We start from the raw sequence: 24,582 nt of genomic DNA, 5'->3' as shown, positions 1-24,582 counted from the left end.
GAGCATGGGCTGGATCATTCAGGCGCGCCGCCGCCAGATCAACGCCAAGGGCCGCCCTATGACCATTCGGCGGCCGGGCCAGTCGGGTGGCGTGACCATGCGGGGCTATGCTCCGCCTGCGCAGGCCTCCCAGATCGTCAACGGCATGGGGTCTGCCCCTTTTGTCTGTCAGGTCATGGCAGATGCGCTGGCGTCCTACGGCCACCCCGCCAAGGACGATCAGGTGCAGGACGGCCCTAAAACCTACACGCTGACAGACGCAACGCCCGTTTATGACGGGCCGACCCTCTGCGGCTGGACACTCATTGCAGCAGGAGGCGAGAGCCATGACGACACCGGCAGTCTGGTCTGACGCTTGGACCCGTGCCACGGCCGCTGCTCAGGCAGACGGCACACGGGTGCTGGATCAGGCCGCTCAGAATCAGGACGTGCCTGCCGGGCCGTTCTGGGTGCTGGAAACCGCCTCCAGCACGTCTGACCGTGCGGGGGCCGGTGAGCCAGTCAACGTGGAGGACGGCACCGTCTGGTTGCACCTGATGGTACCCAAGGGCACCGGCTCACTCCCGGCGCTGACCAGCCGCAAGGCCATGTCCAATGCCTTCCGGGCAGCCACTAACCTGCCGCCCGGCCTCTACTACCACGAGCACAGTTTTGACCCGCCAGACCTCAATCAGGCGGGCAACCGTATCCGATTTTCCCTCGGTATTGACTACCAGTATCAGGATATCCTCACATGAAATTCTTCGCTCTTTATGAAATTTCGCCCGGATCGGGCACCTACCAGCTTGGCACTGTCGAGATTGACGCTGCCAGCACCTCTGCTGCTGTCGCTATTGCCGCAAAAACTGCCCCGGCAGGCTGCCGCACTGGCGTCTGGCCCTACAAGGCCGTTGCCGGTCTGCCCGATAGCCTGCCGCCTGCTACCGGAGAAACTGGCCAGATGTATGATGTGCTGGCCGAGCCCGCAGGCCCGACAGGCACATTTGCCCCCAGCGGACAGGTGTTTGGTTCATTTGGCGCGGACGCCAGCGGCATGACCCTCTCTCTGGAGCGGTTCTTCGGATATCGGCTTGGCCTGATCCCACAGGGAGCAAAACCTGCTCCGGCCACAACACCAGCACCGGCATCCAGCAGCGGCACCACATCGGCCGCAGGAACAACCTCTGGTAGCGGTTCCACCGTCAGCTCCGGAGGCTCTGCCACGCTGGCAGGCTAACGCGCCTCTCCCTTCTTCATCTGTTTTCACAGGCCGCACTGAGCGGCCTTTTTTTATGGAGGGCCGTATGGCCTACACAGGCGCTACCACCGGTTACGCAGCCGGTGCCGAAACCAACACCACCACGGTCGATTATGCGCTGGAAACAACCTACAACCAGCCTCCGACCGGGGCGTATCAGGCTATCCGCTATACGGATTGCTCACTGGCGGTCAATGAGACGGAAAGCCAGCCGGACGAAATCAATGATATTCCGGAAATGGCACAGTCGGTCCTTAACGGCCGGACCACACAGGGCAGCATTAACGGCATCCTTTCTGTGGGCACGTTTGAGGATATGCTGGCGGCTGTGATGACCTCTGACTGGAGTTCTGTCTCTCTCACCTCAAGCGGAGATGTCAGTTCCAGTATAACCTTTCAGTATTTCCCGGAAATTCTCGGAAACTCCGATGGGAGCTGGGGCATCAAGTTGTGGGGAACAACGGCATTAGGCAGCAACTTACCACCGTCCGGCATTATAATTATTAATGATCCGGGGAATGGTATTAACAATGCCTCAGCCCGGTATTTTGTCAGCAGCGTTGATAATTCTATGCTGAATGTCATGCCGCAATGGACTAATGCGCTCACAAAAGACACAGTTGCATCAAAAAATGCGACGATGATCTTTAACGGGATCACAAACGGGAAAATCGGGAAAACCTTTACCTTCCGTAAGCCGCTTTCCGGTAAGTGGGAACTGTATACCGGGACAATGATCAACCAGGTGCAGATCTCCCTGCAAAAGGGACAGCCTGCTGCCATCAGTATTGATCTGGTGGGCTCTGATCTGACGCTCTCAGATACGGATAATGCCGCATCAGTCACGCCGCGCACAGCTACACCGCTGATTAATACCGTGGAAGGATTTCTTGGCTGCTCCATTTTCGGCAATGCGCCGTCTGGCTGCATCCAGTCTGCCACCATTACACTCTCACGGGATGGCTCGGGTCAGGACACCGGTATGGGCCATGTCGGGGCCTGCGGTGTGCGTTTTGGCAGCTTCAAGGCCGCGATGGAAATCACCTACCTGTTCCGTGACTACAAACAGTTTACAGACTGGGCAGCCAGTAAAACTGGTCCGGTCACAGTTGGTGTGCAGGGCAGTGATGGCGTGGGCTACCAGTTTGCAGTGCTCAACGGCATTATCCGCAACCCGAAAACCCCTATTTCCGGGAAAAACCAGACAGTGGTGGCAACTGTCTCCATTACGGCAAATCCGGTGCCCGGCGGTGGCACGTTTACCATTACGCGCGTCAGTAACTGAGTGACGCCATAACACCCTGATTGCCCGCCTACTTTTTGGTGGGAAAAATCGACATCACCCACATGGCCGCCTCTGAGCGGCCTTTTTTCATGGAGGTCAACATGGCCACTCTCGCAGATCTCAAAACTGACAGCGCCGCAATCAACGATGGTGAGTGGAAGAAAATCGACAAATACCCCGGCCTTGAAATCAAAAGCCGTGGCTTCACCGATCAGTTTATTGATGCGCAGAACCGCCGCCTGCGCAAAGTCGCGGAAAAATACCGCGGTGACGTCTCTGCCATTCCCAATGCGGTCCGCCGTCAACTCAATGCGGAACTGCTGTGTGAGTTCCTTGTGCTGGATGTGCGGGGGCTTTTTCACGACAAAGAGCAGCATCATGCGGTCTCTGTGGAAGAGTTCAAAAACCTTCTGCCGAACCCGGATTATCGTGAACTGATGGGTGCCTGCTGGGAAGCAGCTGGTCTCGTCACGACTGAGGCCGGCAAGCAGGCCGAGGACGCAACGGGAAACTGACAGCGGCGCTCGGCTGGTGGCTTGAGTGGGGATCGTATGACGAAACCCTCTGGGCAGAGTTGGAGGGCACAGAAGAGGCCCGTGTTGATCCTCTGCCCGAATGGCAGTGGATTTGGCGCGCCTGGCATCGGCTCTCTGCTGAGCGCCCCTACGTCACGCAGGGTTTCGGCATCCCCATGGGCGCGACGGTTATTGAGGGCCGCCCCGGAGTGATTCCATGGAGTGCCGTTTTGCGCTGGGCAGAACATCATGGTCTGACCTGGTCCGAGATGGCTCTGCTTGATCGTGTCCTGCTGGCAATGGACAGCATCTACATTCAGCACTGGGCTGCAAAATTTAAAGCAAAGGTCTCCTGATGGCGATTGCTGAAAAGATCAATGCCCGTATCCAGCTGATGGTCAGCCGGACGATGGACGGCGCTCAGTTCAAGGGTCTGATTGGCAATCGTATCCGGCAGGAGCGGGATGCCCTGATCGCATCAGGGGCAGCCGCGCCAGAGTATGTGCGCCGGGTCGATGGCAGTCTGAGCAAGCCGGAAGAAGCTGTGCGGTTGCATGGCGGCACGGTCACCTACATTTTCAGCACGATTGCTCAGGCAACAGCATGGGCACTGGCTGAGTGCCGTAATCGTTCCCCCGTCAGCAGCGGCGCGTTCCGCGATAGCTGGTCCGTGCTGGTGGATGGGAAGGCCTGGACAATATCCCCGGCTCAGATCCCGGCTGGATCAGAGGTCTGGATCGTCAACACCATGCCGTATGCCCGCAAGATTGAGGTGGGCGGCCAGCAGATCCGCGTGCCGCCCCGCATTGTGGAGTCCGTCCGGCAATCGCTGATGCGCCGTTATAAGCGGGTCAAGGCTTTGCGGGCCTTCAAGCCGCTGCAAGGCGGCCGGGACGCACGGGGCGAGCCCGTGCCTTACATCCTGCGGAGCGCAGGTATCGCATCCGGAATTTCATGGAACAAAAAAGAGGGCTGGGGCCGCAAACATGCCGCCTATGTCAGCCGCCGGAAAGACCGGCAGGCAGGTGAGCAGATGCTCTACCCGACCCTCATCCTGACAGAGAAATGGTAAAATCCCATGACAGGGCAGACACAGGTCGAACAGCTGGACGTTATCGTCACCACCCGTGACGAAACTGCTGACGGTGCAGCCAGCGCGCTGCGCAATCTGGAGGCTGTGGAGGCGCGTGGCGTCTCTCTGACCGATGTCCTGTCCGGCATGGGCGACGCCAGTGGGGCGGCCACAAAGACAATGGCAGAGGGTGCTGCCGGTGCCGTCACGTCCTTTGACGATCTGGGCACCCGTGCAGCTGCGCGGGTTAGCGAACTGACCAAAGAGCTGACGCATCTGAGCGGCATGCAGGAGACCCTGCGCACTCAGTCCCAGAAAGCGCTGTCTGAGGGTGTGGATGCCAGTGCGGCCACGCAGGGGCTGGAAAAAGTCGATGCGGAAATCGGCCGTGTTGCCGGTGAGCTGGAAGAGGTACAGGCACGCCTGCGCGCTGCTGCCGTCTCAGAAGACGCATGGAACGGCGCGCTGGGTGAACGCAATGCCATCCTTAATGGCCTGCGGGCTGCTCTGGATGGGCAGACCGAGGCGCAGACCAAAAGTAACGCAGCCACGGCCGCCGGTATCGCACAGACGCAGGATCAGGCATCAGCTCTCTCAGGCGTCTCTGAGCATCTGCACGGAATGGAAGAGGCGGCAGACGCGGTTGTGCCGGCTTTGCATGATGTCTCTGACGCAGCCGAAAAAGGGATACAGGACGTCACCCGGATGGCACAGGCCGGGGAGAAGGCCATGGAGGGTATCAGCACGCCTGACCTGTCTCTGAGCGCCAGCAGCACGGTCACCGTCGAGACGCCTGATATGGGGGATGTCAGCCGCCAGACTGATAAGATCAGCGAGGGGCTGGACAGCCTCAGAACCGAGGCTGGAGCAGTATCCTCTGCACTGGATGGCATGGAGACATCGGCCGGTGCTGCCACCCGCACGCTGAGAGAGGGCGCTGCCGGTGCGGTGGAGGCGTTTGACACGCTGGGCACTCGTGCGACCACCCGCGTCGCCTCTCTGACCGCAGAGCTGACGCGCCTGAGCAGCTTGCAGGAAAACCTGCGGGATCAGGCCCAGAAAGCCATGGCTGGTGGTCTTGATACCTCCACACTGACGCAGGACCTGGCGCAGATTGATGCGCAGATCCAGCGCACGTCTGCCGACCTCACGGAGCAGCAGAGCCGGGTGCGTCAGCTCAAGGCCGCACAGGATGCCCTGAATGCGTCTGAGGCCAGCGCTCCGGGGGTGGCCGGTAGTTCTTCGGCTTCCGTGTCTGCTCCATCTGTCTCGTCCACAGGCGCGCAGGCGCAGGCTATGCAGGCAGATCTGGCTGCCATCAAAAATGCGGCCGGACTGACTGCAGGCGAAATGGCGGATCTGGAACGCGCCGAGGCGTCTGCCTTTACCGGCTTGCAGGCTGGGGCTGACCGGAGTGCTGCCAGCATGTTGCGCACGGCCCGTTCCAGCAGCCAGCTGGCGCGCACATTGCTTCAGCTCGCATCAGCTGAAAGCCGTCTGGATGATCTGCGGGCGCAGGCTGATGCGGTGCCTGAGAGCCAGATGGACAGCTCTGTCAAAAATGCCATCCTTCAGGATGCCCAGCAGCGGGTGACTGTCCTCCAGAAACAGCGTGACACGTTGCTGGAGACCGCTCAGGCGAACGACACTCTGACGGAAGCAGAGAACAAGGGTGGCAGTCTGGTCAAGCTTGAGTCTTATCAGGTTGGCCAGCTGGCAGATGAGGTCCATAAATTTTTCGACCAGATCATGGCCGGTGGAAGTGCCATGCAGGCAGCCTTTTATCAGGTGCCGAACATGGTGCAGGTCATGGGCGGGTTTGGTGCGTCTGTCTCCCGCGTCAGCTCATTTATTTTTGGTCCGGCGGGTCTGGTTGCAGCAAGTGCCGCCGGTGGTCTGGCTCTGTATGAGATGGGGAAATATGCGGAAAGTGAATCGGAAAAACTGGCAAAGCTGAGCCAGCAGCTCCGGGCCACGCGCACGGATGCGGTTGCTATGGCCAGCACCATTACCTCTGCATCCAAAGATCTGGGCAGTCAGCCCGGCTGGACGGATGAAACTGCCCGCACGGCCGCAATCAGTATCGGCAGCACCTATAATTTCAACGGCACGTCAGCCGATATCCAGTCCATCGCAGGTATGGCGCGGGATATTGGCGCCGTATTTGGGTCTCTTGAGGATGGGCTGAAGGCGGTTAAAACCGCCATGGAAGATCCGGCCGCCGAGATCGAGGCGCTGTATAAGCAGCACCTTCCGGGTGTTGATCAGGCGCTGGTGGAGCAGGTTAAAAACCTGCAGGCCGCCGGGCGGCAGGGTGATGCTTATGCACTGGTAATGGGCAAGCTGACGGCTGCCACCAAAGGGGCGTATGAGGACAGCCTGACACCGTTCCAGCGCGCGATGGAAAACCTCAGAAAAGCTGCTGATCCTGCAACGGATAAAATCAAAGACCTGTCTCTGGCCATTGGTCAGTATCTGGTTGAGGGCGTTACGGATCTGCTTAATCTCACGCAAGGCAAGTATGCTCAGGGTGATTTTAAATATGCAGCGGGCACAACGCCGGTTTCCGCGTCTGGGGATGTCTCCGGGACATCTCTGACGGTCAACAAAGACCATCCGCAGATGGTTGGCCTGATGCAGATCAACACGGATTATAAATCCAAATACGATCCCACAACGCTGGATGGAAATATTGATGAGGGGATTACGCGCTTCCAGAATTTCCTGAAGCAGACGGGAAATGTCCGGAGCGCGTTGTCTCTCTATGGCGGTGCTACGCCCGGCAGTGCAAACGCGGATGCCTATGTCAGCAAGCTGGGTCAGCAGGTTGTTTCTCAGCTTCCGCCGGTGATTTCCGGACGCATTGATGCCGAGGCGGAAAAGCTCGGTGCGTCACCCGGTATCGCCAACATCATGAAAATGATTGCCATGGCGGAGAGCAGCGGGAAACAGTGGCAGGACCAGACATACAGCAATGTTGCGCCAAAATCGGAAGGTGCTGCGAATGATAATGCAAAATCTGCTGCCGTTATTGACGACCAGCGCTCTCTGACGGGTGGGGCCGCCAATGATGCTGGCGGTTATAGCTCCAGCAGCTGGAGCCAGAGCCGCACGGAAATTGAATCCTACATCCAGTCAGAACAGAAGCTCCAGCAGACGCAGGTGCAGGGGTCTGAAGCATGGAAAGAAACGTCCGAGCGGATCACCACGGCCCGCATTGCTCTGGCTAATACACTCAGCCCGCAGGAGCAGATTACGCAGGGGCTGAAGGATCAGGATTCAAGCCTGAATTCCCAGACGGGATACTGGCGCAGCATGGCCGAAGTTGTGGCTCAGTTCGGAACTGAGGCCAGAGGTACGGGGGTTGATCAAAAGGCGCTTTCTGCGGCGCTGCAGGAAAGGCAGCGTCAGCTGGCCGCTGCGTATGATGATGGCACCGTTGCCGTGCAGAGACAGGCGCGGGCTCAGCAGGCCATTGCGTCTGTTGCAGGGGCATCTGCGCAGGAGATCCAGCACGCCACAAACTATCAGCAGGCCTATAATGAGGCCTTGGAAAATTTTGACCCGCACTCCCAGCAGTTTGCAGATGCCGTCAATAAACGTGTGACGGCTCTCAACAGCCTGAGCGATGCCCAGCAACGGGCGCAGCAGCTCCAGCAGAACGCCGGGTTGCAGGACAACCTGTCTATGGTGCAGGCGGAGACGGATAGTCTGGGGATGAATGCTCAGGCCCGGCAGGTCATGCTGGCGCGCATGCTGGCGGAAATCCAGATGCACCGGCAGTATGGTGCAATCCTGCCGCAGGAGGCTCAGGACTATGTTGAGCTGACAACGCAGATCGCGCAGGCCTCGGCAGAATACGAGCATCAGCAGCAGGTCCTGCAGGACGTCACTGGCAGCATCTCCGGTATGGCGGACGAACTGAGCAGCGATATCACACAGGGGTTTGTGCAGGGCACATCCAGCGGCATGTCCTTCAAAAACATGCTCAAGGGTGTGGAGACGCAGATTGCGTCTCTGCTGGTTAAATTTGCGCTGATCAACCCGATGCTCAACGCGATTGATGGCCAGTCCCGCACCACATTGTCCGATATCAGCGGCCTCCTGTCCGGGTCAGGCTCTCAGACGTCTACCGCGGCCACGGCGTCCTCTGGCGTATCTGAGGCGGACATTGCCAAAGCTTTTGCTGGCACCGGCATCAGTGCCAACGAGACGGAGAGGACGGAAAGCCTTGCTGGCCTGCAGAATTTTGACGGCGGAACTTATGCGTCTGGCGTCAACGGATCATCCGTGCCGCAATCAGCGGCCGGTGGATTTGGCGGGATCTCGCAAATGTTTGGCGGGACTGGCGGTCTGATGACCAGTAGCGGCATGCAGGCGGCAGGAACGGTAGGGGGTGCTGCCTCTCTGGCCGGTGGTGCAATTGGTGGCATGACGACAGGTTACGCTGTCGGCAAAATGGCCTCTAACCTGACGGGCGGCGGTCAGGGCGGCAAGATTGGTGCGGCTATCGGGAGCGGCATCGGCACTGTCGCCGGGACCGTTTTTGGGGGGCCAATCGGGGGCATGATCGGTGGTACTGTGCTTGGTGCTATCGGCGGGATTATTGGTGGCCTGTTTAATAAGCCTCACTGGTCCTACGATGCGGTTTCCGCATCAGGCGGTCAGCTTGTCGCGGGTGCAAACCGCAGCAAGCATTCCGGTGACGATGTGACTTCCGGCCTCAATACAGATCTGGCCAGCGTCAACGCCGCCTACATGGATGCAGGCATCTCTGTGGTGGACGGGGATTACGGTCAGGTCGGGCATTACCATAAAGGGAAAAAGCACAGCACAACCAGCCTTCAGGATCTGCTTCCGGATGTTAAGCTGCATAGTGATGATGCCAATACCAATCTGGCATTGCAGCAGCTCATGCCAAAAAGCTTCGACAGTGTCGAAATCTATACGCAGACCATTGCTTCCATCAGGCAGCTTGCTGAAACGCTGGACAGCCTGCACGTCTCTGTCAGTAAATTTGATGATCAGACTCATGTAACTGTTGATCACATCACCGGTTATACCGGTGACCTCGGCAAGGTGCTGTCAGGGTTTGACGGCAAAACAGTGTCCACGTCGGCGCTGCAAAGCATGATCGGCAGCTTTAAATCCCTGCTGGATATCACGGATGCAGGGTCGCAGAGCATTGTCAGTCAGGTCGCGGATCTGAGGGAGCAATATAAGCAGGCGGCAGATCAGGCCAAGGCGTACGGGCTGGATTATCAGGTCATCCTTGATAAGGGCGACGCCATTGCCGCCAGGACGATCCAGCGGGAAAACCTGTCGCTCTCTCAGGCTGATGCATCGGTTAATGCCCGCTATCTGGCCGCAAAAGGGGATCAGGAAGACGCGGATCTGGTCAATTTTGACGTGTCAGCCGCACAGCAGATCCAGCAAATGCAGGATAACTGGGAGAGTTATCTCGGGGAGACCTACACAAGCAATCAGGATTACGCCAGCCAGATGGCCGATCTTGAAAAAACGCTTGGGGCAGAACGGATTGCTATCCAGAAAACCTATGCGGACAAGGCGGCGGAAGCAGCGCAGGAGGCAGCGGATAAACAGGCTGAAGCCGCCAAAGAGGCTGCGGATAAAGCCGCGCAGGCGGCACAGGAAGCCGCTGAAAAGCAGCAGCAGATACAGGATCAGGCCACCCAGTCCCTTGCATCAACCTTCAGCGGTCTGACGGATTATGCAAAAGGGCTGAGCACGTCTGACGCATCGCCACTGTCGGTTGCGGATAAGTATGCGGCCGCCAATGATAATCTGCATGCAGACTATCAGGCCGCACTGGGGGGAAACAGCACAGCACTGGGGTCGATCCAGAGTGACATGCAGACCTTCCTGTCTCTGAGCAAATCGCTCAATGGCGGGGGCATTGGCTACACGACTGACTACCAGCAGATCGTGACCATGCTGCAGGCCCTCGGCAATATCGGCACGGGGGATCTGACGGCGGATGCCATGCGCAAGATCACTGAGGACCAGACAACCACGCTGGCAGGCAATCAGCAGCTTCTGCTGGCGGCCGTCCGGCAGCTCCTGTCCGAGATCCGCTTTCAGAACAGCAAGGCTGCGGCCTGATTTTAGGAAAAAACCATGCAACAGCGTTGCTTTCTGGGGTCGCTGGCTTTCGGGCCGGCGGCCTCCCGCACGACCACCTATCTGTCTGATACCGGGTATGTGGATACCACGGCGCATATTCCGTATCCGCCGTATTTATCGGCGTGTCCGGACATGGACCGGGAGCTGGATATCACCCTGTCCGGCACTGGCCTGACCCAGACATTCGGGCAACTGACCGTTAATCTGGCGCCGGGGGTAGCGGATGCGTGTAATGTCAAAAACCACACGGCCGACATTGCACTGCGTACGGGCCTGCGCACGTATGATCCGGGCCGGGGCTGGTGGATGGACCCGGATGCCTCTGCCTGTGTGCCGCTGTTTTCCGGCAGCGCCGCCTCATGGCGGACAGGGGCAACACAGGGCACCCTGACGCTCTCCGGCCCGGCAGCGCTGAGCCGGGCACTGCCTCTGAAAACCTATGCCGGCACAGGCGGGGTGGAAGGGGGCACAACGCTAACGGGGAAGGCCAAGCCAAAGCTGCGGGGCTTTGCCGCCGGCATGACGCCGGTCTGTGTGGATAGCGTCAACCAGATCTATCAGATTTCTGATGCGCCTGTTCAGATTTCCAATGTTTCCGGTACCTCAATCCCCAATCTAACCGTATTTGAAGGCGGCGTGCCGGGGGCGTGGTCCGGCAGTTCCACGGCAGGCAGCTGGTCCTATGGCGGGATGGTCTCGGACATCACCAGCACAGATCCGGCGGCCGGGCATTATGTGGTCGAGACGGGGAGCCGGGGCACGTTCATCCGGCTGGGTGGCACGCCGGTCTATACCATAACCATCAGCGCCACCGGGCTGTTTCCGGATGGCACGCATGTTTCCCGCCTGCATGATCTGGTGCGGCAGATGCTGGTGCAGGATATCGGCATCCCGGCCGCCACAATCGCCTCGGACTGGGCAGACCCATTTGATGCAGCGGCAGGCAGCGCCGTGGCGAGTGATGCCGGGGCCTACTGGGATGGCAGCAGCAGCTACACCGGGGCCGATATGATCACGACGCTGTTGCAGGGCACCCTGCGCAAGCTGACCTATGACCGGGACGGCACGCTGCGGCTGATTGGCATCACGCCAACCTTCCTGACGCTGGTTCCCTCGCTCTGGGGCAAGCTGGCTGTGCGGCCGGATGAGGTGATTGAGATCCGGCAGACGGATCTGCCATCTGAACTGGCTCTGCCATTTACCTGCGGGCGCTGCACCTATGCCCGCAATTATACCGTGCTGAGCGGCAACAATGTGAGCCCCAAAGCTATCAGCGCGACGCTCGGATCTGAACGGTCTGCCGTTACGGTCGGTACGGATGCGCCGACACTGGAGGTTGTCAGCCCACCGGATGTGCTGACGGCCTTCCAGACTGCTGCAGCGGCGCAGGTGGTCGCGGATGCCATCAATAAGCTCTGGACGTATCCGGACAGGCGGCTGTTTTACGTGACCATCCCGTTCGCCCGGATCTCTGATTACAGGATAGGCTCCGAGATGATGCTGTTTGCCAATGTGGATGGTCTGCGCAACGGCATCGGCGGACTGGTGGTAGGCGAATCCTATCGCGGCTCAAGCCCGGGTGAAATTACCTTTACGGTGCTGGTCTGATGGCAAACTGTGCATTTGGCCTGAGCAACCTGCTCAAAACGGCCAGCCTGACAGGATCTGCATCCTACTATGGGCTGCCACAGTTTGCTGTCAGTCAGGTGGCGACAGATCAGGGCAACAACACGGCCGCGTTCTGGTCCGTGGGGGATACCAATAAAACCGCGTGGTTTCAGGCGACGTGGTCAGCCCCCCAGTCTGTGCAGGCGTTTTTTGTTGGCCGCACCAATATGGGTCAGGGCGCAACCGTACAGATCTCGGCCAAACTGGCAGGCAATACCGTTCACTGGTGGGAGGGGAGCCTGACCACCCTGAGCGGGATTGGTCCCGCGCAGGCGGTGCATGTGGCTCCGGCTCCAGTCATGGCGGATACGGTGCTGATTGCGGTCAACGCAAACGGCACAGTGGCGGAGAGCTATATTGCCATTGCACTGGCCTATGTCGGTCCGATCTGGCAGCCGGTGCGCAATATGAGCACCAAATCCACCACCGGGATGGACACCGGGCAGACGGTCAATACCGGCATGGCCGGGGCTGAGTTTGTCTCCCCCGGCTGGATGCGACGCAAGGCTGTGGTGGATCATGAGTCTCTGGATCTGGCTGACATCCCGGTTCTGGAGCAGATCGCCTATATGGCCGCTACCGGCACCAACGTCCTGTTTATCCCGGACCCGGATGCGGACCCACCCACGCTGAACATGCGGACCCTGTATGGCCGCATCCAGCGCGGAGACCTCAGCAATCCCTACGGGGCTGCGCTGCGGCAGCAGACAACGTTCACAATCACCGAGCGGCTCTGAGCCGCTTTTTTATGCCGAAGGACAGCGAGTATGTCTGACTCTAACATGATCACCCGCCCGGAATTTCTCGCCTATCAGGCGGATGTTGATGGGCAGTTTGACGGGCTGCGGAAAGGGATTTCTGACCTGACTGCGCTGGTCAGACGGCTCAGCACCACACGGGCCGTCGTCAATGGGGGCCTGACCATTCTGGGGAGCGCGCTTGGCAGCGGGATTGTGACGGCCCTGCATAGTCTGGGACACTGACAACCTGAAAAACTCGTCCACCCACGGCCGCGCATGACGCGGCCTTTTTTGTATCTGGAAAACTGAATGGATGATCCGATCCTTATCGCCGCCAGTCTGGCCCGGCGGTTTGAAGGGCTGTGCCTTCGGCCTTACGTATGCCCGGCCGGTTACTGGACCATCGGCTATGGCAGCCGCTGGCTGGCCAACGGGGCCGCCGTATGTGGCCGCACAGCCCCCATTACGGCGGCTGAGGCAGACAATCTGCTTCTGACGGCACTCCGGGGGCTCCAGCCTGAAATACGCAAGCTGGCGCGTGTGAGCCTGACCACCGGACAGGAAGCGGCATTGCTGGATTTTGCTTTCAATCTGGGGTTGTCGGCGCTGGCCGAGTCCACCCTGCTGGTGAAGCTGAATGCAGGGCAGGGGGCTGTGGCCCGGAACCAGCTCCTGCTCTGGAACCACATGCACAAAGACGGCGAACTGGTCACCTCTCCGGGCCTGACCAAGAGGCGACATGCTGAATGGCTGGTGTGGGCCGGTCTGCCTGTGCCCTGACGCCATCAACTCTCTACTGAAAAAGGAAATGCCATGGACTGGCAATCTCTTCTGGCATCGGTTCTGCCGATGCTGCCCGCGCAGTATGCGGGCGACCTTGTGACTGTTGGCACCTTTCTGGTGGCGCTGTGCGCTCTGCTGGCCCGGTTCTGGCCGCGTCCGGCTGAAGGTTCCCGCTGGATGAAGCTGTATGCGCTGGTCAACAGCGTGGCGCAGAACAAGGGCCACGCGACCAACGCTTCCGATGCTGACGGCAAGCCCGCCTGATTTTTCAGCTTTTAGGGGGGCGGAATAGTAGTCCGCTCCTTTCTCTTGCCGCCCTCTGAGGCGGCTTTTTTATTGGGATATGACCATGAAGCTTTCTTTCCTGCGGCACAAAGCCGCTGCCCTGATGCTTGCCCTGCTCCTGCCGCTGGCCCTGACCGCCTGTGGCACAGGCCAGACCGTGCAACGCCAGCAGGCTGTTTATGGCCTCAGCCTTTCCTTTGCCGCGGCAGCCCAGCTTGCAGCGGCCTATGAAAAGAACCCGGCAGCAGACCCGGCTGTGGTGGCGAAGCTGAAGCCCGCCTTCCAGAAGGCCTATGAGCAAATCAAACCGCTGGATGAAGCCGCCCGCAAAGGTGACCCTCTAGGGGAGGCCGCTGTGGAAGCGGCGCAGGACGCACTGAACGCGGCGCGGACGCTGGTACCTGCATCCTGACCCCACCCATCACCCAAACTGCAACACACTGAGGAAAACTGACCGATGAACTATACCCAGATTGCCATTTCCGCCGTGGAAGCGCTGATCCAGAATGGCCCGATGATTGTGGCCGATATTAAAGCGCTGCTGGCCCCGATTAAGGAGAGGCGCGCTCCGACAGATGCTGAGTGGACGTTCGCGGAGCGGCAGTTGGATGCCGCGAATGCCGCAATTAAGGCTGACTAATTTTTTGGGCTGCTACTGCGCGGCCCGCACCATGCAATATTGGACTGATGACAATTTCTCTCGTACGCTCACTTCTGCTCAAATAATTTTGGGATGATGTAGCTTCTTCCAAGCCTCTGCTTCTGAAGCAAGTTTTGGAAGAAGGCAAAAATTAGCATTGGGAGCCCGTTTCAATAGCCAATCAGTGTCGTTGGGACTCGAGTAACAAAGCAGGATATTGCCAGTGAAGCTTTTTGCCGGAAGAGAACCACAGGCTTCCGCTCCATTTCCAAAACAAAGATTCATAGTCGTTTTTCTATAAGTATATGTATTTGTTTTTAGCATAGCTTTAAGCAAAGTGGCAGACGGCAAAACATCTTTTGCCATATTTTCAGCGATTTCTCTGGTTGGCGTGTAAATATACAAACTCGATGATTGAAGTGCCCATGAAAAACCTCGTTCACGAGCGTCATATTCTGCGCCGTCATAAACTTTCACAATGATAAATTTTGCCATGCTATCTTTCCAGTAAGTAATTAAGTCAGGAGTTATTCCTAAAAATTGCAGTCCATTCCCGGAACGACAAGAGAGTATGTCCAAATTGTGAAAAAATCCGGGACCCGTTTTTATATTTTTTGCAGGCAGCATATACAAGAAGAGAAAACTTTTAATCTCAATCTCCCAAAATCATAACCTCAAATAAAATAATCTACGCTCTATTGGGAATTAATAATGTATATAATTTATATATTATTTGTATGTTTTCATTAATTTCTGTATCATAACGCAAACAAAGCGATCTAATTTCTGAGTAATTTTCGCTCCTTGGATTCTTAGCTTCGTTATTTAAAAAACTTTCTATAGACGTGTATAATTCAATATTTTGATCCACGGCCAACTTAGCGCCAACTGCGTTTATTATGGCAGTATCGGGTAGTTTCGAAAGGTCGTCTGACCGATTCAAAGCGAGAGCATCACGCATAGCTCTGTGGAAGCGTAGATCTAAAAAAGTCTGATTAATTAAAACTCCGTTTGTATCTCTTAATTCTCCTTGCTGAGACAATTCCTGAAGAAATCTGACAAGCCCTTTGGCTTCTTCTAGAACATTAAAAATTAAAGCATGTAGTGCGATAACATATGCTTTGCTTATGATTGCGCGATTTTTTTCGACCCGTTTCGACTCTGCGCTAGCGATTTTGTAGGTTAACAACGTGGCTACTATAGAAGCTAAAAAAGCGAGAGTGCCGGCGAACAGAGTTTCGAGGCCCGCACTCCTAGCGGCTTTTGCTTGAATTTCTGCCGCCCGTATGGTCGCACGTGCTGCTGTACATGCATCTACGCTAACTACTTGCATCTGAGGCATATGGATCACCGAGAAGCAGTTTATAAGATCATTCATAGTATTATTTTCATAATAAATACTCTTCTCCGAGTTTTCAGTCGGTTCAAAGGTAAATATCAAAATATTATAAACTATCATAAAAATACAGAAAAAATTTTCAAATATTTCTAGAAGTTCAAGATATTCCGCTATAGAAAAAATAATATTAAGAAATATTATTTTTTTCTATATTCCTGCTCCAACCCCAACTTAATAAGCCGCCGGATAGCTTCAGATTCCGTCTTAATACGGTTCTCGAAGCGATAATCTTCAATCTCTTTTGCTACCTCTTTGGGCAACGAGACTAATTTACGCACGGTGGTTTCTGGGTTCACTGCCATGCAGATCACATACACCAAAAATAGCATTGCAGACAATAGTGATGCAGTGATACACCATTGCGACCGAGGCTGAAGATTTGGCCCTTCTTCCTCGGTCTAACCTCAAGCAGGGAGTGAACCCCATGCCCAAGGCTAATGCCTTATCTACCACACAACGCCGTTGTGTGCTTACCGGAATCATGGCTGCACCTTTGCTGGCTGTCACGCCAGCCGTAGCCGCTGCCCAGCTGGATGATGCGCGGCTGTTTGCCAGTCATCAGCGGTTTCAGGCTGCGTATTCGGCTGTGCGCACAATGAGCAACCAGCCTGAGCCAGCCTGCAACACGCCGGAAGCCGATGCTTACGAGGCCTGCTTTGATGCGTTGGTGCTGGAAGAATGTGACCGTCTGGAAGAACTGGCGGCCATTCCCGCCCTCACTCCACAAGGTCAGCGCCTGAAGGCCGAAATCATACTCGCACTTTTGCCTGAGCATCTGCGCCATAGCGAAATGGACGGAGAGACGCAGCTTGTCCTCTCGTTAGCCCGAGACCTGGTGCGGGAGAAAGCAGCATGAGCACCGTAATCCCATTCAGCTTTGAAGAGCACGCCGTGCGGGTGCTGACCCGTGAGGGAGAGCCGTGGTTTGTGCTGGCCGATGTGTGTGACGTGTTGGAAATTGGAAATCCGACGATGGCGGCCAGACGGCTCGATAATGATGAAAAGGGGGTCAATACTATTGAGACCCTTGGCGGTCAGCAGGATGCAAGCATCATCAACGAAAGCGGCCTTTACACCCTCATTCTCACCAGCCGAAAGGCCGAGGCTAAACGCTTCCGCAAGTGGGTTACAGCGGAAGTCCTGCCCTCCATCCGCAAAACGGGCAGCTATGCACTGCCCACCAGCAAGGCAGAATGGTTCAGCCGCTTCGCCCGCGTGCTGTGCCTGTGGGATGCAGTAGGGGAGGCCGCAGCGTATCAGGAATGGCAGAACTGCGGCCTGCCATTCCCCATGCCCCGCAAGCAGGGCGTGCGGATTCTGATGGAAGCCACGCTGGACATGCCGGTTCTGGACCCCGGCCCAGACCGGCCACCCTCAACAGCCAAAATCATCGCCTCCCGGCATAATGGCGCGTTGGGAGGCCGCCCACGCAAAGGGGAAACCCCGATAGAGGCCCGCCGCCGCAAACTGCATATGGTGGATTCAGAGGTCATCCCGGCCCCGGACGGGCAGAACGCCACCGTTATCACCTACGCCACACACCCGGAGCAACAGGAGCGATTCTCCGGCGTGTGAGAGCAGGGCAGGGCAGGGCAGGGGGCAAACTGGCTGATTTTGCCCCCTGCAAGGCAGCCCATAGCGCGACCTTCTATACTGAGAGCAAAAAGGCAGGGCCTCCTTCCGCTAGTCAAACCTGTCTTTTGGCGGAATGCTCCAATCCAGATGGCCCGCAATAAAATCCAGCGCAGATGATATTTCTGATAGCAACGAATCTAAATATTCGTTTAGGAAGGAACTCTCGTCGCTTCGCTTTATCACAATGCTTCTCGGTTGCTCTGGCAGAACAACGGTGCCGTACCAAAACCCATTGCAGTAAACCACGGAAAGAGGTCGTTCTAAAATTATTGGCTCCTTCATTTTGAAAGAAATCTTTAAGTTTCCAGCACGGGAAAGGGGAGTTTCTTCCTGATCCAGAGACAGGCTTATATGTAAATTTTCAATATCGTAATGGTCTTTGACGTGATTTTTTATGAGGCTCTCTAAACCGGCAACAAAACCATCCAAGCTCCGGGTATCGCTCTGTGGAATAATATGGACGCTTCTGGAACGCATTTTATGCCTCAGCCCTGATGAATAATTTACCGAAAATTAACACTTAATGGGCCGGCCACACAAATTTATATCAATTTCAATATAGCAATCCTCATAGGGTGCGCCCGCTGCCATGTGCAGATACATTTTTCGTTCCAGGAAAGGTGTGTGCTCATGGAAAACATAGATGTAATTATTAGCAAACAAATAATAAGAATAGCTGTAATAATTAAGTCTATTTTGGGGGATGATATCGATAATAACCTCGGAAAAATATACAATACAGAGGCCGCCATCTGTCGTGATAGAGAACGATACAGATGCTATCTGATTGAGGAGTTAAGCTATAACTCTCATTACGCTGCACTCCTCGGAAACGATGCAACAAAAACCTTGTTAAAGATCCTGAGGACTGAAGAGCGTCTGCATTTTTCAGATCTGTTCAGAGTGCTGGCATACTGTGCGGGAATGGCAGGCTTAAAAAAGACCGAGACGACTATAGCGCCCGCGCTACCCAGCATGCCCACGCTGGAAAATGGACCAGAAGCCTGCCTTGGTTATGCGCTGGCAGGCCTGATTTACGATACAGGGGTAGGGGCGGCCCTGCTCGATATCTATGATCCGGAGCCGCATATCTGTGGTGTGAAAATCCTCAATATAGGCAGTTTTCTGGAGTTTTCTCACACAACCGGCGGACTGAACATCGTGGAGATAAAGGAGCGCATGCTTGATTATCTGAACGAGAACATCGAGCGGCTTGCCCTATATAACACCCAGCCTTATGGCCCGGGCGACGGCACCGCACGTCGTTTGCGTCTGTAACTTAAAGCGTGCTGAAGTCAGATACAGGCGCACAGCCGCCTCAGATACGCCCAGCTTTTCCGCCACCTTCACTCCCATATGTCCGTCAGCATAAAGCGCCAGACACTGCTTTTCCCGGAACGACAGACTGGGAGCGGAGATCTCGTCACGCAAACCGGCCTGTCTGGAAAACCATTCGTGAATGTAGGTACCTACCTGAGAAAACAGCCGGGAGTAGTTTGCCTTGTTCTCTATCAGATGAGCCTCCTGAGCCGTGATCGTCAGGATTCCCAACTCTCCCCTCAAACCTCTCAATGGCAATGTGATGCCGGAACTGGAAGGCTCGTATTCCCGAAAGAGGTTCATCACCTGCTTTTCTTTAGCAGATTTGCATTCCAGGTCTTTCCAGTTCACCGGCAGGATACTGTTGAAAGCGGCCTTCACCGCCGGGTCATGCTGCACAAAATTCTGCTCATAGTAAAATTTTTGCCATGCAGTACTATGAGTGCTGATAAATGAATCTTCTGCTTTGATATTTGGATGCGCCGAAAGAAATACGTATGAAATATTCCGTATAGGGAACACTTCCCTGATCTTGTCGAACGTGGATAAGAAACTTTCTTTTCGGGAAAAAGTCTCTATTTCTTGTAGGATAGCGCTATCCATCGAATATGGCCTGTTTTCTTCATAGTCCATACTCAAGGCCTCCGTTCCGGTGCTTGCCCAGCCATAACAGGCGAGAAGCACCTTAACCGTGTTGAAAATATTTTACGCGAACGGAGAGGTTAGATTAGAAAATACAATTCGGAAACCCATTCAGGCACGTGCAGCGTTCTCCAGAGCATAGCGCCGCGCTATGTCATGCATCCGGCGTTCAGAGATCTCAGAGGTTCCGAGCGTAATCGGCGCACCCTCATATTCTGAGGTCATAACAGGTGTCGGCGCCCAGCCGGATTTATTGAGCACACGCAGCATTGGATTGAAAAAAACGCCGGTCACGATATCGATACCTGACCCAAGGCAGATTTCTGAGAGCCTGACAAAAAGCTCACCCGTGTATGCCAGGCTATCGCCTTTTTTGAACGTCGCGCAGTAGCGCGTCGCTTCCCAAATGTTGGAGGCGTAGATATCCGGACAGCCGGGAAAAAATTTGTAAAATATGTCTCTGAGCATTGTCGGCCCGGTAGTGGGCAGCAGCCTCATTGACGTAACGTGTGACCCATCCGGCCTTTCGGCCACGATGTAGAGCGGATTGTGCTCCCTGTCATAATCGTCTTCCTCCCGCTCACGCTCGACCACCACATCCCAGTTCATGCGCTTATGGAAAATATTTGCACGAGCATGCACCATATTTTCATAAGAACGATAATTCCTCATTTTTTCTGAGTAAGTGAATACTTTCAACATGCTGGCTCTCCCTAAGTTGGCAGAGCTAGAAATCTTATTTTTTTAAGATTTTATAAATATATCGAAATCAATATAGAATCTTATGGTTGTGCTTCGTCACTTCGCGACAAATACTTAAAAATTTAGACTGTGTGCATCAGGCAAGCGATTACGACCGCACTCTGTCATGGCACGCAATGCAGCCACGTAGCCTCCACCAATACCTTCACCAACAACATGAGACACCGGAAGCCATGAAGGCTCTTCAGCTCGGCAAAAACGTCTCAGCAACGGCAAAATCATTGCACGGATTTTGCACGTGCAAGACAGCCCAAAGGGGGTGCAATCCGTACAATTTTGACGAAATCTGAAAAAGGGGAAAGAACCGGAAACCACGCAAAACCCGCAGAAAACTGCTGTTTATCGTGGTGGGTGCGACAGGGATTGAACCTGTGACCCCCGCCGTGTGAAGGCGATGCTCTACCGCTGAGCTACGCACCCGGTTTGTGGGTTCCTATTAGCCGAGCCCTGCGGGCTTGGCAAGACGGGAAAAGAATTAATTTTCTCCGGCTGCCAGACTTTCCCGCTTCATCTCCAGCTCAAGCCATTTTTCTTCAGATTCAACGAGTTTCTCCTCAATCTTCTGAAGGTCAGCACTGTATTTCTGGAACAGTTTTGGATCGCGGCTGTAGAGACCGGAATCTGCCAGTCTGGTGCGCAGGGTTTCAGCCTCACGCTCCAGCTTTTCCATCTCTTTTGGAAGATTATCCAGTGCAAACTGGTCTTTATAACTCAGCTTTTTCGCGTTTGAGCGGTTCGTACCCGCTGTTTCCTTGGACGGTGAAACACGCACAACGGGCTTTTCGGAAGACAGGGCTTCTTCCACTGCGCCGTTCTTCTGGATCAGCATGTCACTGTAGCCACCGGCATAATCGGTCCAGATGCCGTCGCCGTCCGTGGTCAGGACAGAGGTCGCAACACGGTCCAGAAAATCACGATCATGGCTAACCAGAAGCACTGTGCCATCATAGCTTGCCAGCATTTCCTGAAGCAGGTCGAGCGTTTCCAGATCCAGATCGTTTGTTGGTTCATCCAGAACCAGAAGGTTGGAGGGCTGCGCCAGCGCACAGGCCAGCATCAGCCGTCCGCGCTCTCCACCAGACAGAACACCAACAGGGGTCCGAGCCTGTTCCGGCTTGAAAAGGAAATCCTTCATATAGCCGATGACATGGCGCTTCTCAGTGCCAACCTGAACCATGTCACCACCACCGCCGGTCAGGGTGTCGGCAAGCGTTTTATCAGGGTCCAGGGTACGGCGCTGCTGGTCCAGTGTGACCATTGAAAGGGATGGCCCAAGAGCAATTGTGCCACTGTCCGGCTGATCCTGCCCGACCAGAAGACGCAGCAAGGTAGTTTTGCCTGCGCCATTCGCGCCGACAATGGCAAGCCTGTCTCCCCGGAGCACACGCAGGTCCAGATCCCGGACAATGCAGCGCTCCCCCCATGATTTGCTGATATTTTCTGCAACAGCAACAAGCCGGCTGGAGGTCGAGGCACTCTGTGCCGTAAGCGTGACGCTCCCCTGTACACGCACGGCGTCTCGTCGGGCTGCCCGCAGCGCCGCCAGTTCCCCTACACGGCGCACATTCCGCTTCCGGCGGGCTGTTACGCCATACCGCATCCAGTCTTCTTCCCGCGCGATCTGGCGGTCGAGTTTATGGGCGTCGCGCTCTTCCTGCTCGAGCACTTCTTCTCGCCATGCTTCAAAACGACTGAAGCCCTGATCAAGACGCCGGGTCATGCCGCGATCTAGCCAGACAACTGAGCGGGAGAGGGTGGAAAGCAGCCGCCTGTCATGGCTGATAATAACCATGGCACAGTTCAGGCTGAGAAGTTCGCGCTCCAGCCACTCAATGGTGGGCATGTCCAGATGGTTGGTCGGCTCATCCAGCAGCAGAATATCTGGCGCAGAGGCCAGTGCTCCGGCAATCGCACAACGCCGCGCTTCCCCACCGGAGACTGTGGCCGGATTTTCTTTTCCGGTCAGCCCAAGCGCATCCAGCATGGCCGCAGCGCGCCATTCTGAAGATGGGTCCGTAATCTGCGCCAGTACATAGTCTGCCGTTGTAGCATAGCCGGAAAGATCCGGCTCCTGCGGCAGATAACGCAGACTGGCACCGGGCTGTAGAAACAGTGTCCCGGAATCAGGCTGAATAACGCCTGCTGCAATTTTCAGAAGGGTTGATTTGCCGGACCCGTTACGGCCGACCAGACAAAGCCTCTCTCCGGCTGATACGGAAAAACCTGCCTTATCAAGCAGAGGATTTCCACCAAGCGTGAGAGTAATGTCCTGAAGGAGAAGGAGAGGGGGAGCCATTCCCTGTTTCTGTGGCAGAGTGGGTGCGGGCGCAAGAGGCTATCTTACGCAACAGTTCCCTTTGCGCGGGAAAGAGCCTGATTGCTGACAGCCTGATAGGTCGCAACAGCGAGTGTGAGGGGTTCAAAAGGCTTGGTAATGACGAAGCTCGGCTCGGACGTCTCTCCCGTCAGCAGGCGCTCAGGATACGCCGTAACGTAAATAACCGGCGCGGAATGGGTTTTGGTGATTTCCGCCACGGCGCGCATGCCATCCCCACCTGCACCAAGATTGATATCCGCCAGAATCAGACCGGGGCGTGTTTCCTGCGCCAGACGAATGGCATCAGCCTGTGTATGGGCCACTCCGGCAATCCTGTGCCCGCATTGCAGAACAAGATCTTCAATATCCATGGCGATAATCGGCTCGTCCTCAATAATCAGCACGGATGTCTGAATACCGGTCTTGAGGTAGGCGTGGGCCTTTTCAAGCTCTTCAGAGGCATCCTGAGCCGGGAGTTCGACAATTCTGGCCGCCATATCGAGTGAGACTTCTTCCAGCGTCGTCAGCAGAAGAAGCTGGCGCTGCTTTACAGAAAGTCCGTGCTCCGGGCCATCATTCTCAGGCTGCGCCGCGAAATGTCTGGAAATCGCCTGATAAAGCCTGCAAAGAGAAGGCAGGTCATCTGTGGGGCGGCTTGTTGTGAGCGTCCGCAGACTTTCCGCGACAAGAAGATCTCCACGGGGCTGGCTCCCTGTCAGTGCGCGGGCATAACGCCTGCCGTAGGGTAACGCCTGAATTAAAGCGCTGCGCAGCGACTCTGGCATGACAAGGCTCCTTCGCATGGAGTAGGGCTTAGATAAAGCACGACCGTAACGATGACATGTGTCATTGTTTGCAGAAAAGGGGAAGTGTTCTGATTGGCAACCGACAACATTCTGACAATGTTGCCACGACATCGTTCTCTCGCACAGAGCTGTTAGCGTTAGTTCCGTCGCTGCGTGCATTTTCTCGTTTTCTGGCAAGAGATACCGCTCTGGCGGATGATCTGGTGCAAGAAACCCTCGTGCGTGCGCTTAGCAAGGCCGAGCAGTTTGAGCCCGGCACCAACCTGAGGGCGTGGCTTTTCTCCATTCTGAGAAATTTTTTTCTGGAGCAGACACGCCGGAACACGCGGGAAAAAGAAATCCTGAATGATTATGCCTCCAGCCCCGACAGAGTAACACAAAGCCGCTCCCCCACGCAGGAACGCGAGACCATCCGGGAGCTGGATCATTTTTTGTGGACACTCTCCCCCTTGCTACGTGAAGCGCTGGTGCTGATTGGCGCACAGGAAATGTCCTACGAGGATGCGGCCATGGTGTGCGGCGTGACGGTTGGCACGATGAAAGTACGCGTCTCCCGCGCACGGGCACAGCTTCAGGTCCTGCTGGAAGCCCCGGATGCGCCTGAAGAGCCTTCCGCCGCCTGCTAAAAAACGATTGACGAAATTTTTTTCAAAAAAACATGTAACCTTTTCCTGCTGCCGTTCATTCACCCTGCAAGATAAGCAAAAAGGCAGGGACAAAGATCATGACACAGTCATTCCACGATCAGGTTATCGCTATCCTCCCTAAACTGCGCGTTCAGGCTCTCGCACTCACGCGCAATCGCGCAGCAGCGGAAGATCTGGTGCAGGACGCCGTTTGCAACGCTCTGGCCGCTCAGAACAGCTTTGCGCCGGGTACTAATTTTGCCGCATGGATGCATCGTATTCTGCGGAACCGCTTTATTTCCGATCTCCGCAAAAAGCGTGACACGACAGATATTGATGATATGCCCGCATCCTTTCTGGCGACCAACGCGCCTCATGAGGACCGGATTGTTCTGAAAGATCTGGATGCAGCCCTTGCACGGCTGCCAGACGACCAGCGGGAAGCTCTTGTTCTGGGTGTGCTCGAAGGAATGAGCTATCAGGAACTGGCTGAGGTTGCGGGATGCGCTGTCGGGACCGCCAAAAGTCGTGTATTCCGTGCAAGACGCCAGCTTGAAGCCTGGATGCTGGGTGAAGAGCATGTGGGGAATGAACGCCTTAAAGCGCAGGCCGCGACATTGCGCCGCAAGCTGAGCCAGCAGGACAGCCAGGACTCTTCCAGAGCTGTCTGACAACAGGATAATGTGGGTCTGACCCCACAGAGAGA

Annotated in this window: 27 protein-coding genes and 1 tRNA gene; 20 read left to right on the top strand and 8 right to left on the bottom strand. The window is 55.8% G+C overall.

Going from position 1 to position 24,582, the window contains the following annotated elements; all coding sequences use genetic code 11:
- The first annotated feature begins 4 nt into the window (after nucleotides 1-4).
- From JK199_RS06085 to JK199_RS06015, 15 genes are all read left to right on the top strand, one after another.
- Nucleotides 5-352 carry a hypothetical protein gene (locus JK199_RS06085; protein ID WP_212374528.1) on the top strand — a complete coding sequence of 116 codons (348 nt, stop codon included), beginning with the start codon at nucleotides 5-7 and terminating at the stop codon, nucleotides 350-352.
- Nucleotides 327-737: a hypothetical protein gene (locus JK199_RS06080; RefSeq protein WP_212374527.1), complete on the top strand. Its 411-nt coding sequence runs from the start codon at nucleotides 327-329 to the stop codon at nucleotides 735-737. The genes JK199_RS06085 and JK199_RS06080 overlap by 26 nt, the downstream gene beginning before the upstream one ends.
- Nucleotides 734-1,216 (top strand): hypothetical protein, encoded by a 483-nt coding sequence (locus JK199_RS06075; protein ID WP_212374525.1) that lies wholly within the window; start codon nucleotides 734-736, stop codon nucleotides 1,214-1,216. Before JK199_RS06080 ends, JK199_RS06075 begins: the two co-directional genes overlap by 4 nt.
- A 67-nt stretch (nucleotides 1,217-1,283) precedes the next feature.
- Nucleotides 1,284-2,522 (top strand): phage tail tube protein, encoded by a 1,239-nt coding sequence (locus tag JK199_RS06070; RefSeq protein WP_212374523.1) that lies wholly within the window; start codon nucleotides 1,284-1,286, stop codon nucleotides 2,520-2,522.
- Between the two features lie 101 nt (nucleotides 2,523-2,623).
- Nucleotides 2,624-3,037 carry a hypothetical protein gene (locus JK199_RS06065; protein ID WP_212374521.1) on the top strand — a complete coding sequence of 138 codons (414 nt, stop codon included), beginning with the start codon at nucleotides 2,624-2,626 and terminating at the stop codon, nucleotides 3,035-3,037.
- A 59-nt stretch (nucleotides 3,038-3,096) separates the two neighbouring features.
- Entirely contained in the window at nucleotides 3,097-3,393 is a 297-nt protein-coding gene (locus JK199_RS16125; protein WP_244984921.1) for a hypothetical protein, read from the top strand.
- Nucleotides 3,393-4,109, top strand: a complete 717-nt coding sequence (locus tag JK199_RS06055; protein WP_212374519.1) for a hypothetical protein — start codon at nucleotides 3,393-3,395, stop codon at nucleotides 4,107-4,109. Before JK199_RS16125 ends, JK199_RS06055 begins: the two co-directional genes overlap by 1 nt.
- A gap of 6 nt (nucleotides 4,110-4,115) precedes the next feature.
- Nucleotides 4,116-10,232, top strand: a complete 6,117-nt coding sequence (locus JK199_RS06050; RefSeq protein ID WP_212374517.1) for a coiled-coil domain-containing protein — start codon at nucleotides 4,116-4,118, stop codon at nucleotides 10,230-10,232.
- Nucleotides 10,233-10,247: 15 nt separating this feature from the next.
- A complete protein-coding gene (locus JK199_RS06045; RefSeq protein WP_212374515.1) occupies nucleotides 10,248-11,861 on the top strand; it encodes a hypothetical protein in 1,614 nt (537 codons plus the stop codon).
- The gene (locus JK199_RS06040) at nucleotides 11,861-12,658 is read left to right on the top strand and encodes a hypothetical protein (protein ID WP_212374513.1); all 798 of its coding nucleotides are present in this window, start codon (nucleotides 11,861-11,863) and stop codon (nucleotides 12,656-12,658) included. The genes JK199_RS06045 and JK199_RS06040 overlap by 1 nt, the downstream gene beginning before the upstream one ends.
- 30 nt (nucleotides 12,659-12,688) lie before the next feature.
- Nucleotides 12,689-12,904 carry a hypothetical protein gene (locus JK199_RS06035; protein ID WP_212374511.1) on the top strand — a complete coding sequence of 72 codons (216 nt, stop codon included), beginning with the start codon at nucleotides 12,689-12,691 and terminating at the stop codon, nucleotides 12,902-12,904.
- A 66-nt stretch (nucleotides 12,905-12,970) separates the two neighbouring features.
- Nucleotides 12,971-13,441 (top strand): lysozyme, encoded by a 471-nt coding sequence (locus JK199_RS06030; protein WP_212374509.1) that lies wholly within the window; start codon nucleotides 12,971-12,973, stop codon nucleotides 13,439-13,441.
- Nucleotides 13,442-13,474: 33 nt separating this feature from the next.
- Nucleotides 13,475-13,708: a hypothetical protein gene (locus JK199_RS06025; RefSeq protein ID WP_212374507.1), complete on the top strand. Its 234-nt coding sequence runs from the start codon at nucleotides 13,475-13,477 to the stop codon at nucleotides 13,706-13,708.
- A gap of 85 nt (nucleotides 13,709-13,793) precedes the next feature.
- A complete protein-coding gene (locus tag JK199_RS06020) occupies nucleotides 13,794-14,141 on the top strand; it encodes a hypothetical protein (RefSeq protein ID WP_237590722.1) in 348 nt (115 codons plus the stop codon).
- A gap of 45 nt (nucleotides 14,142-14,186) precedes the next feature.
- A complete protein-coding gene (locus JK199_RS06015) occupies nucleotides 14,187-14,369 on the top strand; it encodes a hypothetical protein (protein WP_212374505.1) in 183 nt (60 codons plus the stop codon).
- A gap of 78 nt (nucleotides 14,370-14,447) precedes the next feature.
- Here the strand turns inward: JK199_RS06015 and JK199_RS06010 are convergent, their stop codons facing one another.
- Both JK199_RS06010 and JK199_RS06005 read right to left on the bottom strand, forming a co-directional pair.
- Nucleotides 14,448-14,864: a hypothetical protein gene (locus JK199_RS06010; RefSeq protein ID WP_212374503.1), complete on the bottom strand. Its 417-nt coding sequence runs from the start codon at nucleotides 14,862-14,864 to the stop codon at nucleotides 14,448-14,450.
- Nucleotides 14,865-15,057: 193 nt separating this feature from the next.
- Nucleotides 15,058-15,828, bottom strand: coding sequence for a hypothetical protein (locus tag JK199_RS06005; protein WP_212374501.1), 771 nt, complete (start codon nucleotides 15,826-15,828; stop codon nucleotides 15,058-15,060).
- A 421-nt stretch (nucleotides 15,829-16,249) separates the two neighbouring features.
- On the opposite strand from JK199_RS06005, the gene JK199_RS06000 reads away from it, so the two are divergent.
- Nucleotides 16,250-16,624: a hypothetical protein gene (locus JK199_RS06000; RefSeq protein WP_237590721.1), complete on the top strand. Its 375-nt coding sequence runs from the start codon at nucleotides 16,250-16,252 to the stop codon at nucleotides 16,622-16,624.
- Nucleotides 16,621-17,343, top strand: a complete 723-nt coding sequence (locus JK199_RS05995) for a BRO-N domain-containing protein (RefSeq protein WP_212374499.1) — start codon at nucleotides 16,621-16,623, stop codon at nucleotides 17,341-17,343. The genes JK199_RS06000 and JK199_RS05995 overlap by 4 nt, the downstream gene beginning before the upstream one ends.
- A 108-nt stretch (nucleotides 17,344-17,451) precedes the next feature.
- Here the strand turns inward: JK199_RS05995 and JK199_RS05990 are convergent, their stop codons facing one another.
- Nucleotides 17,452-17,880, bottom strand: coding sequence for a hypothetical protein (locus JK199_RS05990; RefSeq protein WP_212374497.1), 429 nt, complete (start codon nucleotides 17,878-17,880; stop codon nucleotides 17,452-17,454).
- Nucleotides 17,881-18,033: 153 nt separating this feature from the next.
- Here JK199_RS05990 and JK199_RS05985 point away from each other — a divergent pair, with 153 nt between their 5' ends.
- A complete protein-coding gene (locus tag JK199_RS05985) occupies nucleotides 18,034-18,681 on the top strand; it encodes a hypothetical protein (RefSeq protein ID WP_212374495.1) in 648 nt (215 codons plus the stop codon).
- Here the strand turns inward: JK199_RS05985 and JK199_RS05980 are convergent.
- The 5 genes from JK199_RS05980 to JK199_RS05960 form a co-directional block, all read right to left on the bottom strand.
- Nucleotides 18,622-19,356, bottom strand: a complete 735-nt coding sequence (locus JK199_RS05980) for a helix-turn-helix transcriptional regulator (RefSeq protein ID WP_212374493.1) — start codon at nucleotides 19,354-19,356, stop codon at nucleotides 18,622-18,624. The two genes, JK199_RS05985 and JK199_RS05980, sit on opposite strands and share 60 nt — an antisense overlap.
- A gap of 120 nt (nucleotides 19,357-19,476) precedes the next feature.
- Nucleotides 19,477-20,067 (bottom strand): acyl-homoserine-lactone synthase, encoded by a 591-nt coding sequence (locus tag JK199_RS05975; protein WP_086655165.1) that lies wholly within the window; start codon nucleotides 20,065-20,067, stop codon nucleotides 19,477-19,479.
- A 405-nt stretch (nucleotides 20,068-20,472) separates the two neighbouring features.
- Nucleotides 20,473-20,547 (bottom strand) — tRNA-Val (locus tag JK199_RS05970).
- A 55-nt stretch (nucleotides 20,548-20,602) separates the two neighbouring features.
- Nucleotides 20,603-22,423, bottom strand: a complete 1,821-nt coding sequence (locus JK199_RS05965; RefSeq protein WP_212374491.1) for an ABC-F family ATP-binding cassette domain-containing protein — start codon at nucleotides 22,421-22,423, stop codon at nucleotides 20,603-20,605.
- A 44-nt stretch (nucleotides 22,424-22,467) separates the two neighbouring features.
- A complete protein-coding gene (locus tag JK199_RS05960; RefSeq protein ID WP_212353321.1) occupies nucleotides 22,468-23,229 on the bottom strand; it encodes a response regulator in 762 nt (253 codons plus the stop codon).
- A gap of 89 nt (nucleotides 23,230-23,318) precedes the next feature.
- Between JK199_RS05960 and JK199_RS05955 the strand changes: the two genes are divergently transcribed.
- Nucleotides 23,319-23,876: a sigma-70 family RNA polymerase sigma factor gene (locus JK199_RS05955; RefSeq protein WP_244984951.1), complete on the top strand. Its 558-nt coding sequence runs from the start codon at nucleotides 23,319-23,321 to the stop codon at nucleotides 23,874-23,876.
- A 98-nt stretch (nucleotides 23,877-23,974) separates the two neighbouring features.
- Nucleotides 23,975-24,547 (top strand): sigma-70 family RNA polymerase sigma factor, encoded by a 573-nt coding sequence (locus JK199_RS05950; protein WP_212374489.1) that lies wholly within the window; start codon nucleotides 23,975-23,977, stop codon nucleotides 24,545-24,547.
- Nucleotides 24,548-24,582: the final 35 nt, after the last annotated feature.

It is taken from the genome of Acetobacter persici (genome assembly GCF_018256955.1).
Lineage (GTDB): Bacteria > Pseudomonadota > Alphaproteobacteria > Acetobacterales > Acetobacteraceae > Acetobacter > Acetobacter persici.
The sequence above is the reverse complement of the archived record's forward strand: the minus strand, read 5'-3'. Positions and strand labels throughout refer to the sequence as shown.

What these genes read in the sequence shown, in the direction of transcription:
- JK199_RS06085 (WP_212374528.1), top strand. Translation starts at nt 5, where the DNA reads ATGGGCTGGATCATTCAGGCGCGCCGCCGCCAGATCAACGCCAAGGGC.
- JK199_RS06080 (WP_212374527.1), top strand. Translation starts at nt 327, where the DNA reads ATGACGACACCGGCAGTCTGGTCTGACGCTTGGACCCGTGCCACGGCC.
- JK199_RS06075 (WP_212374525.1), top strand. Translation starts at nt 734, where the DNA reads ATGAAATTCTTCGCTCTTTATGAAATTTCGCCCGGATCGGGCACCTAC.
- JK199_RS06070 (WP_212374523.1), top strand. Translation starts at nt 1,284, where the DNA reads ATGGCCTACACAGGCGCTACCACCGGTTACGCAGCCGGTGCCGAAACC.
- JK199_RS06065 (WP_212374521.1), top strand. Translation starts at nt 2,624, where the DNA reads ATGGCCACTCTCGCAGATCTCAAAACTGACAGCGCCGCAATCAACGAT.
- JK199_RS06055 (WP_212374519.1), top strand. Translation starts at nt 3,393, where the DNA reads ATGGCGATTGCTGAAAAGATCAATGCCCGTATCCAGCTGATGGTCAGC.
- JK199_RS06050 (WP_212374517.1), top strand. Translation starts at nt 4,116, where the DNA reads ATGACAGGGCAGACACAGGTCGAACAGCTGGACGTTATCGTCACCACC.
- JK199_RS06045 (WP_212374515.1), top strand. Translation starts at nt 10,248, where the DNA reads ATGCAACAGCGTTGCTTTCTGGGGTCGCTGGCTTTCGGGCCGGCGGCC.
- JK199_RS06040 (WP_212374513.1), top strand. Translation starts at nt 11,861, where the DNA reads ATGGCAAACTGTGCATTTGGCCTGAGCAACCTGCTCAAAACGGCCAGC.
- JK199_RS06035 (WP_212374511.1), top strand. Translation starts at nt 12,689, where the DNA reads ATGTCTGACTCTAACATGATCACCCGCCCGGAATTTCTCGCCTATCAG.
- JK199_RS06030 (WP_212374509.1), top strand. Translation starts at nt 12,971, where the DNA reads ATGGATGATCCGATCCTTATCGCCGCCAGTCTGGCCCGGCGGTTTGAA.
- JK199_RS06025 (WP_212374507.1), top strand. Translation starts at nt 13,475, where the DNA reads ATGGACTGGCAATCTCTTCTGGCATCGGTTCTGCCGATGCTGCCCGCG.
- JK199_RS06020 (WP_237590722.1), top strand. Translation starts at nt 13,794, where the DNA reads ATGAAGCTTTCTTTCCTGCGGCACAAAGCCGCTGCCCTGATGCTTGCC.
- JK199_RS06015 (WP_212374505.1), top strand. Translation starts at nt 14,187, where the DNA reads ATGAACTATACCCAGATTGCCATTTCCGCCGTGGAAGCGCTGATCCAG.
- JK199_RS06010 (WP_212374503.1), bottom strand. Translation starts at nt 14,864, where the DNA reads ATGGCAAAATTTATCATTGTGAAAGTTTATGACGGCGCAGAATATGAC.
- JK199_RS06005 (WP_212374501.1), bottom strand. Translation starts at nt 15,828, where the DNA reads ATGATAGTTTATAATATTTTGATATTTACCTTTGAACCGACTGAAAAC.
- JK199_RS06000 (WP_237590721.1), top strand. Translation starts at nt 16,250, where the DNA reads ATGGCTGCACCTTTGCTGGCTGTCACGCCAGCCGTAGCCGCTGCCCAG.
- JK199_RS05995 (WP_212374499.1), top strand. Translation starts at nt 16,621, where the DNA reads ATGAGCACCGTAATCCCATTCAGCTTTGAAGAGCACGCCGTGCGGGTG.
- JK199_RS05990 (WP_212374497.1), bottom strand. Translation starts at nt 17,880, where the DNA reads ATGCGTTCCAGAAGCGTCCATATTATTCCACAGAGCGATACCCGGAGC.
- JK199_RS05985 (WP_212374495.1), top strand. Translation starts at nt 18,034, where the DNA reads ATGGAAAACATAGATGTAATTATTAGCAAACAAATAATAAGAATAGCT.
- JK199_RS05980 (WP_212374493.1), bottom strand. Translation starts at nt 19,356, where the DNA reads ATGGACTATGAAGAAAACAGGCCATATTCGATGGATAGCGCTATCCTA.
- JK199_RS05975 (WP_086655165.1), bottom strand. Translation starts at nt 20,067, where the DNA reads ATGTTGAAAGTATTCACTTACTCAGAAAAAATGAGGAATTATCGTTCT.
- JK199_RS05965 (WP_212374491.1), bottom strand. Translation starts at nt 22,423, where the DNA reads ATGGCTCCCCCTCTCCTTCTCCTTCAGGACATTACTCTCACGCTTGGT.
- JK199_RS05960 (WP_212353321.1), bottom strand. Translation starts at nt 23,229, where the DNA reads ATGCCAGAGTCGCTGCGCAGCGCTTTAATTCAGGCGTTACCCTACGGC.
- JK199_RS05950 (WP_212374489.1), top strand. Translation starts at nt 23,975, where the DNA reads ATGACACAGTCATTCCACGATCAGGTTATCGCTATCCTCCCTAAACTG.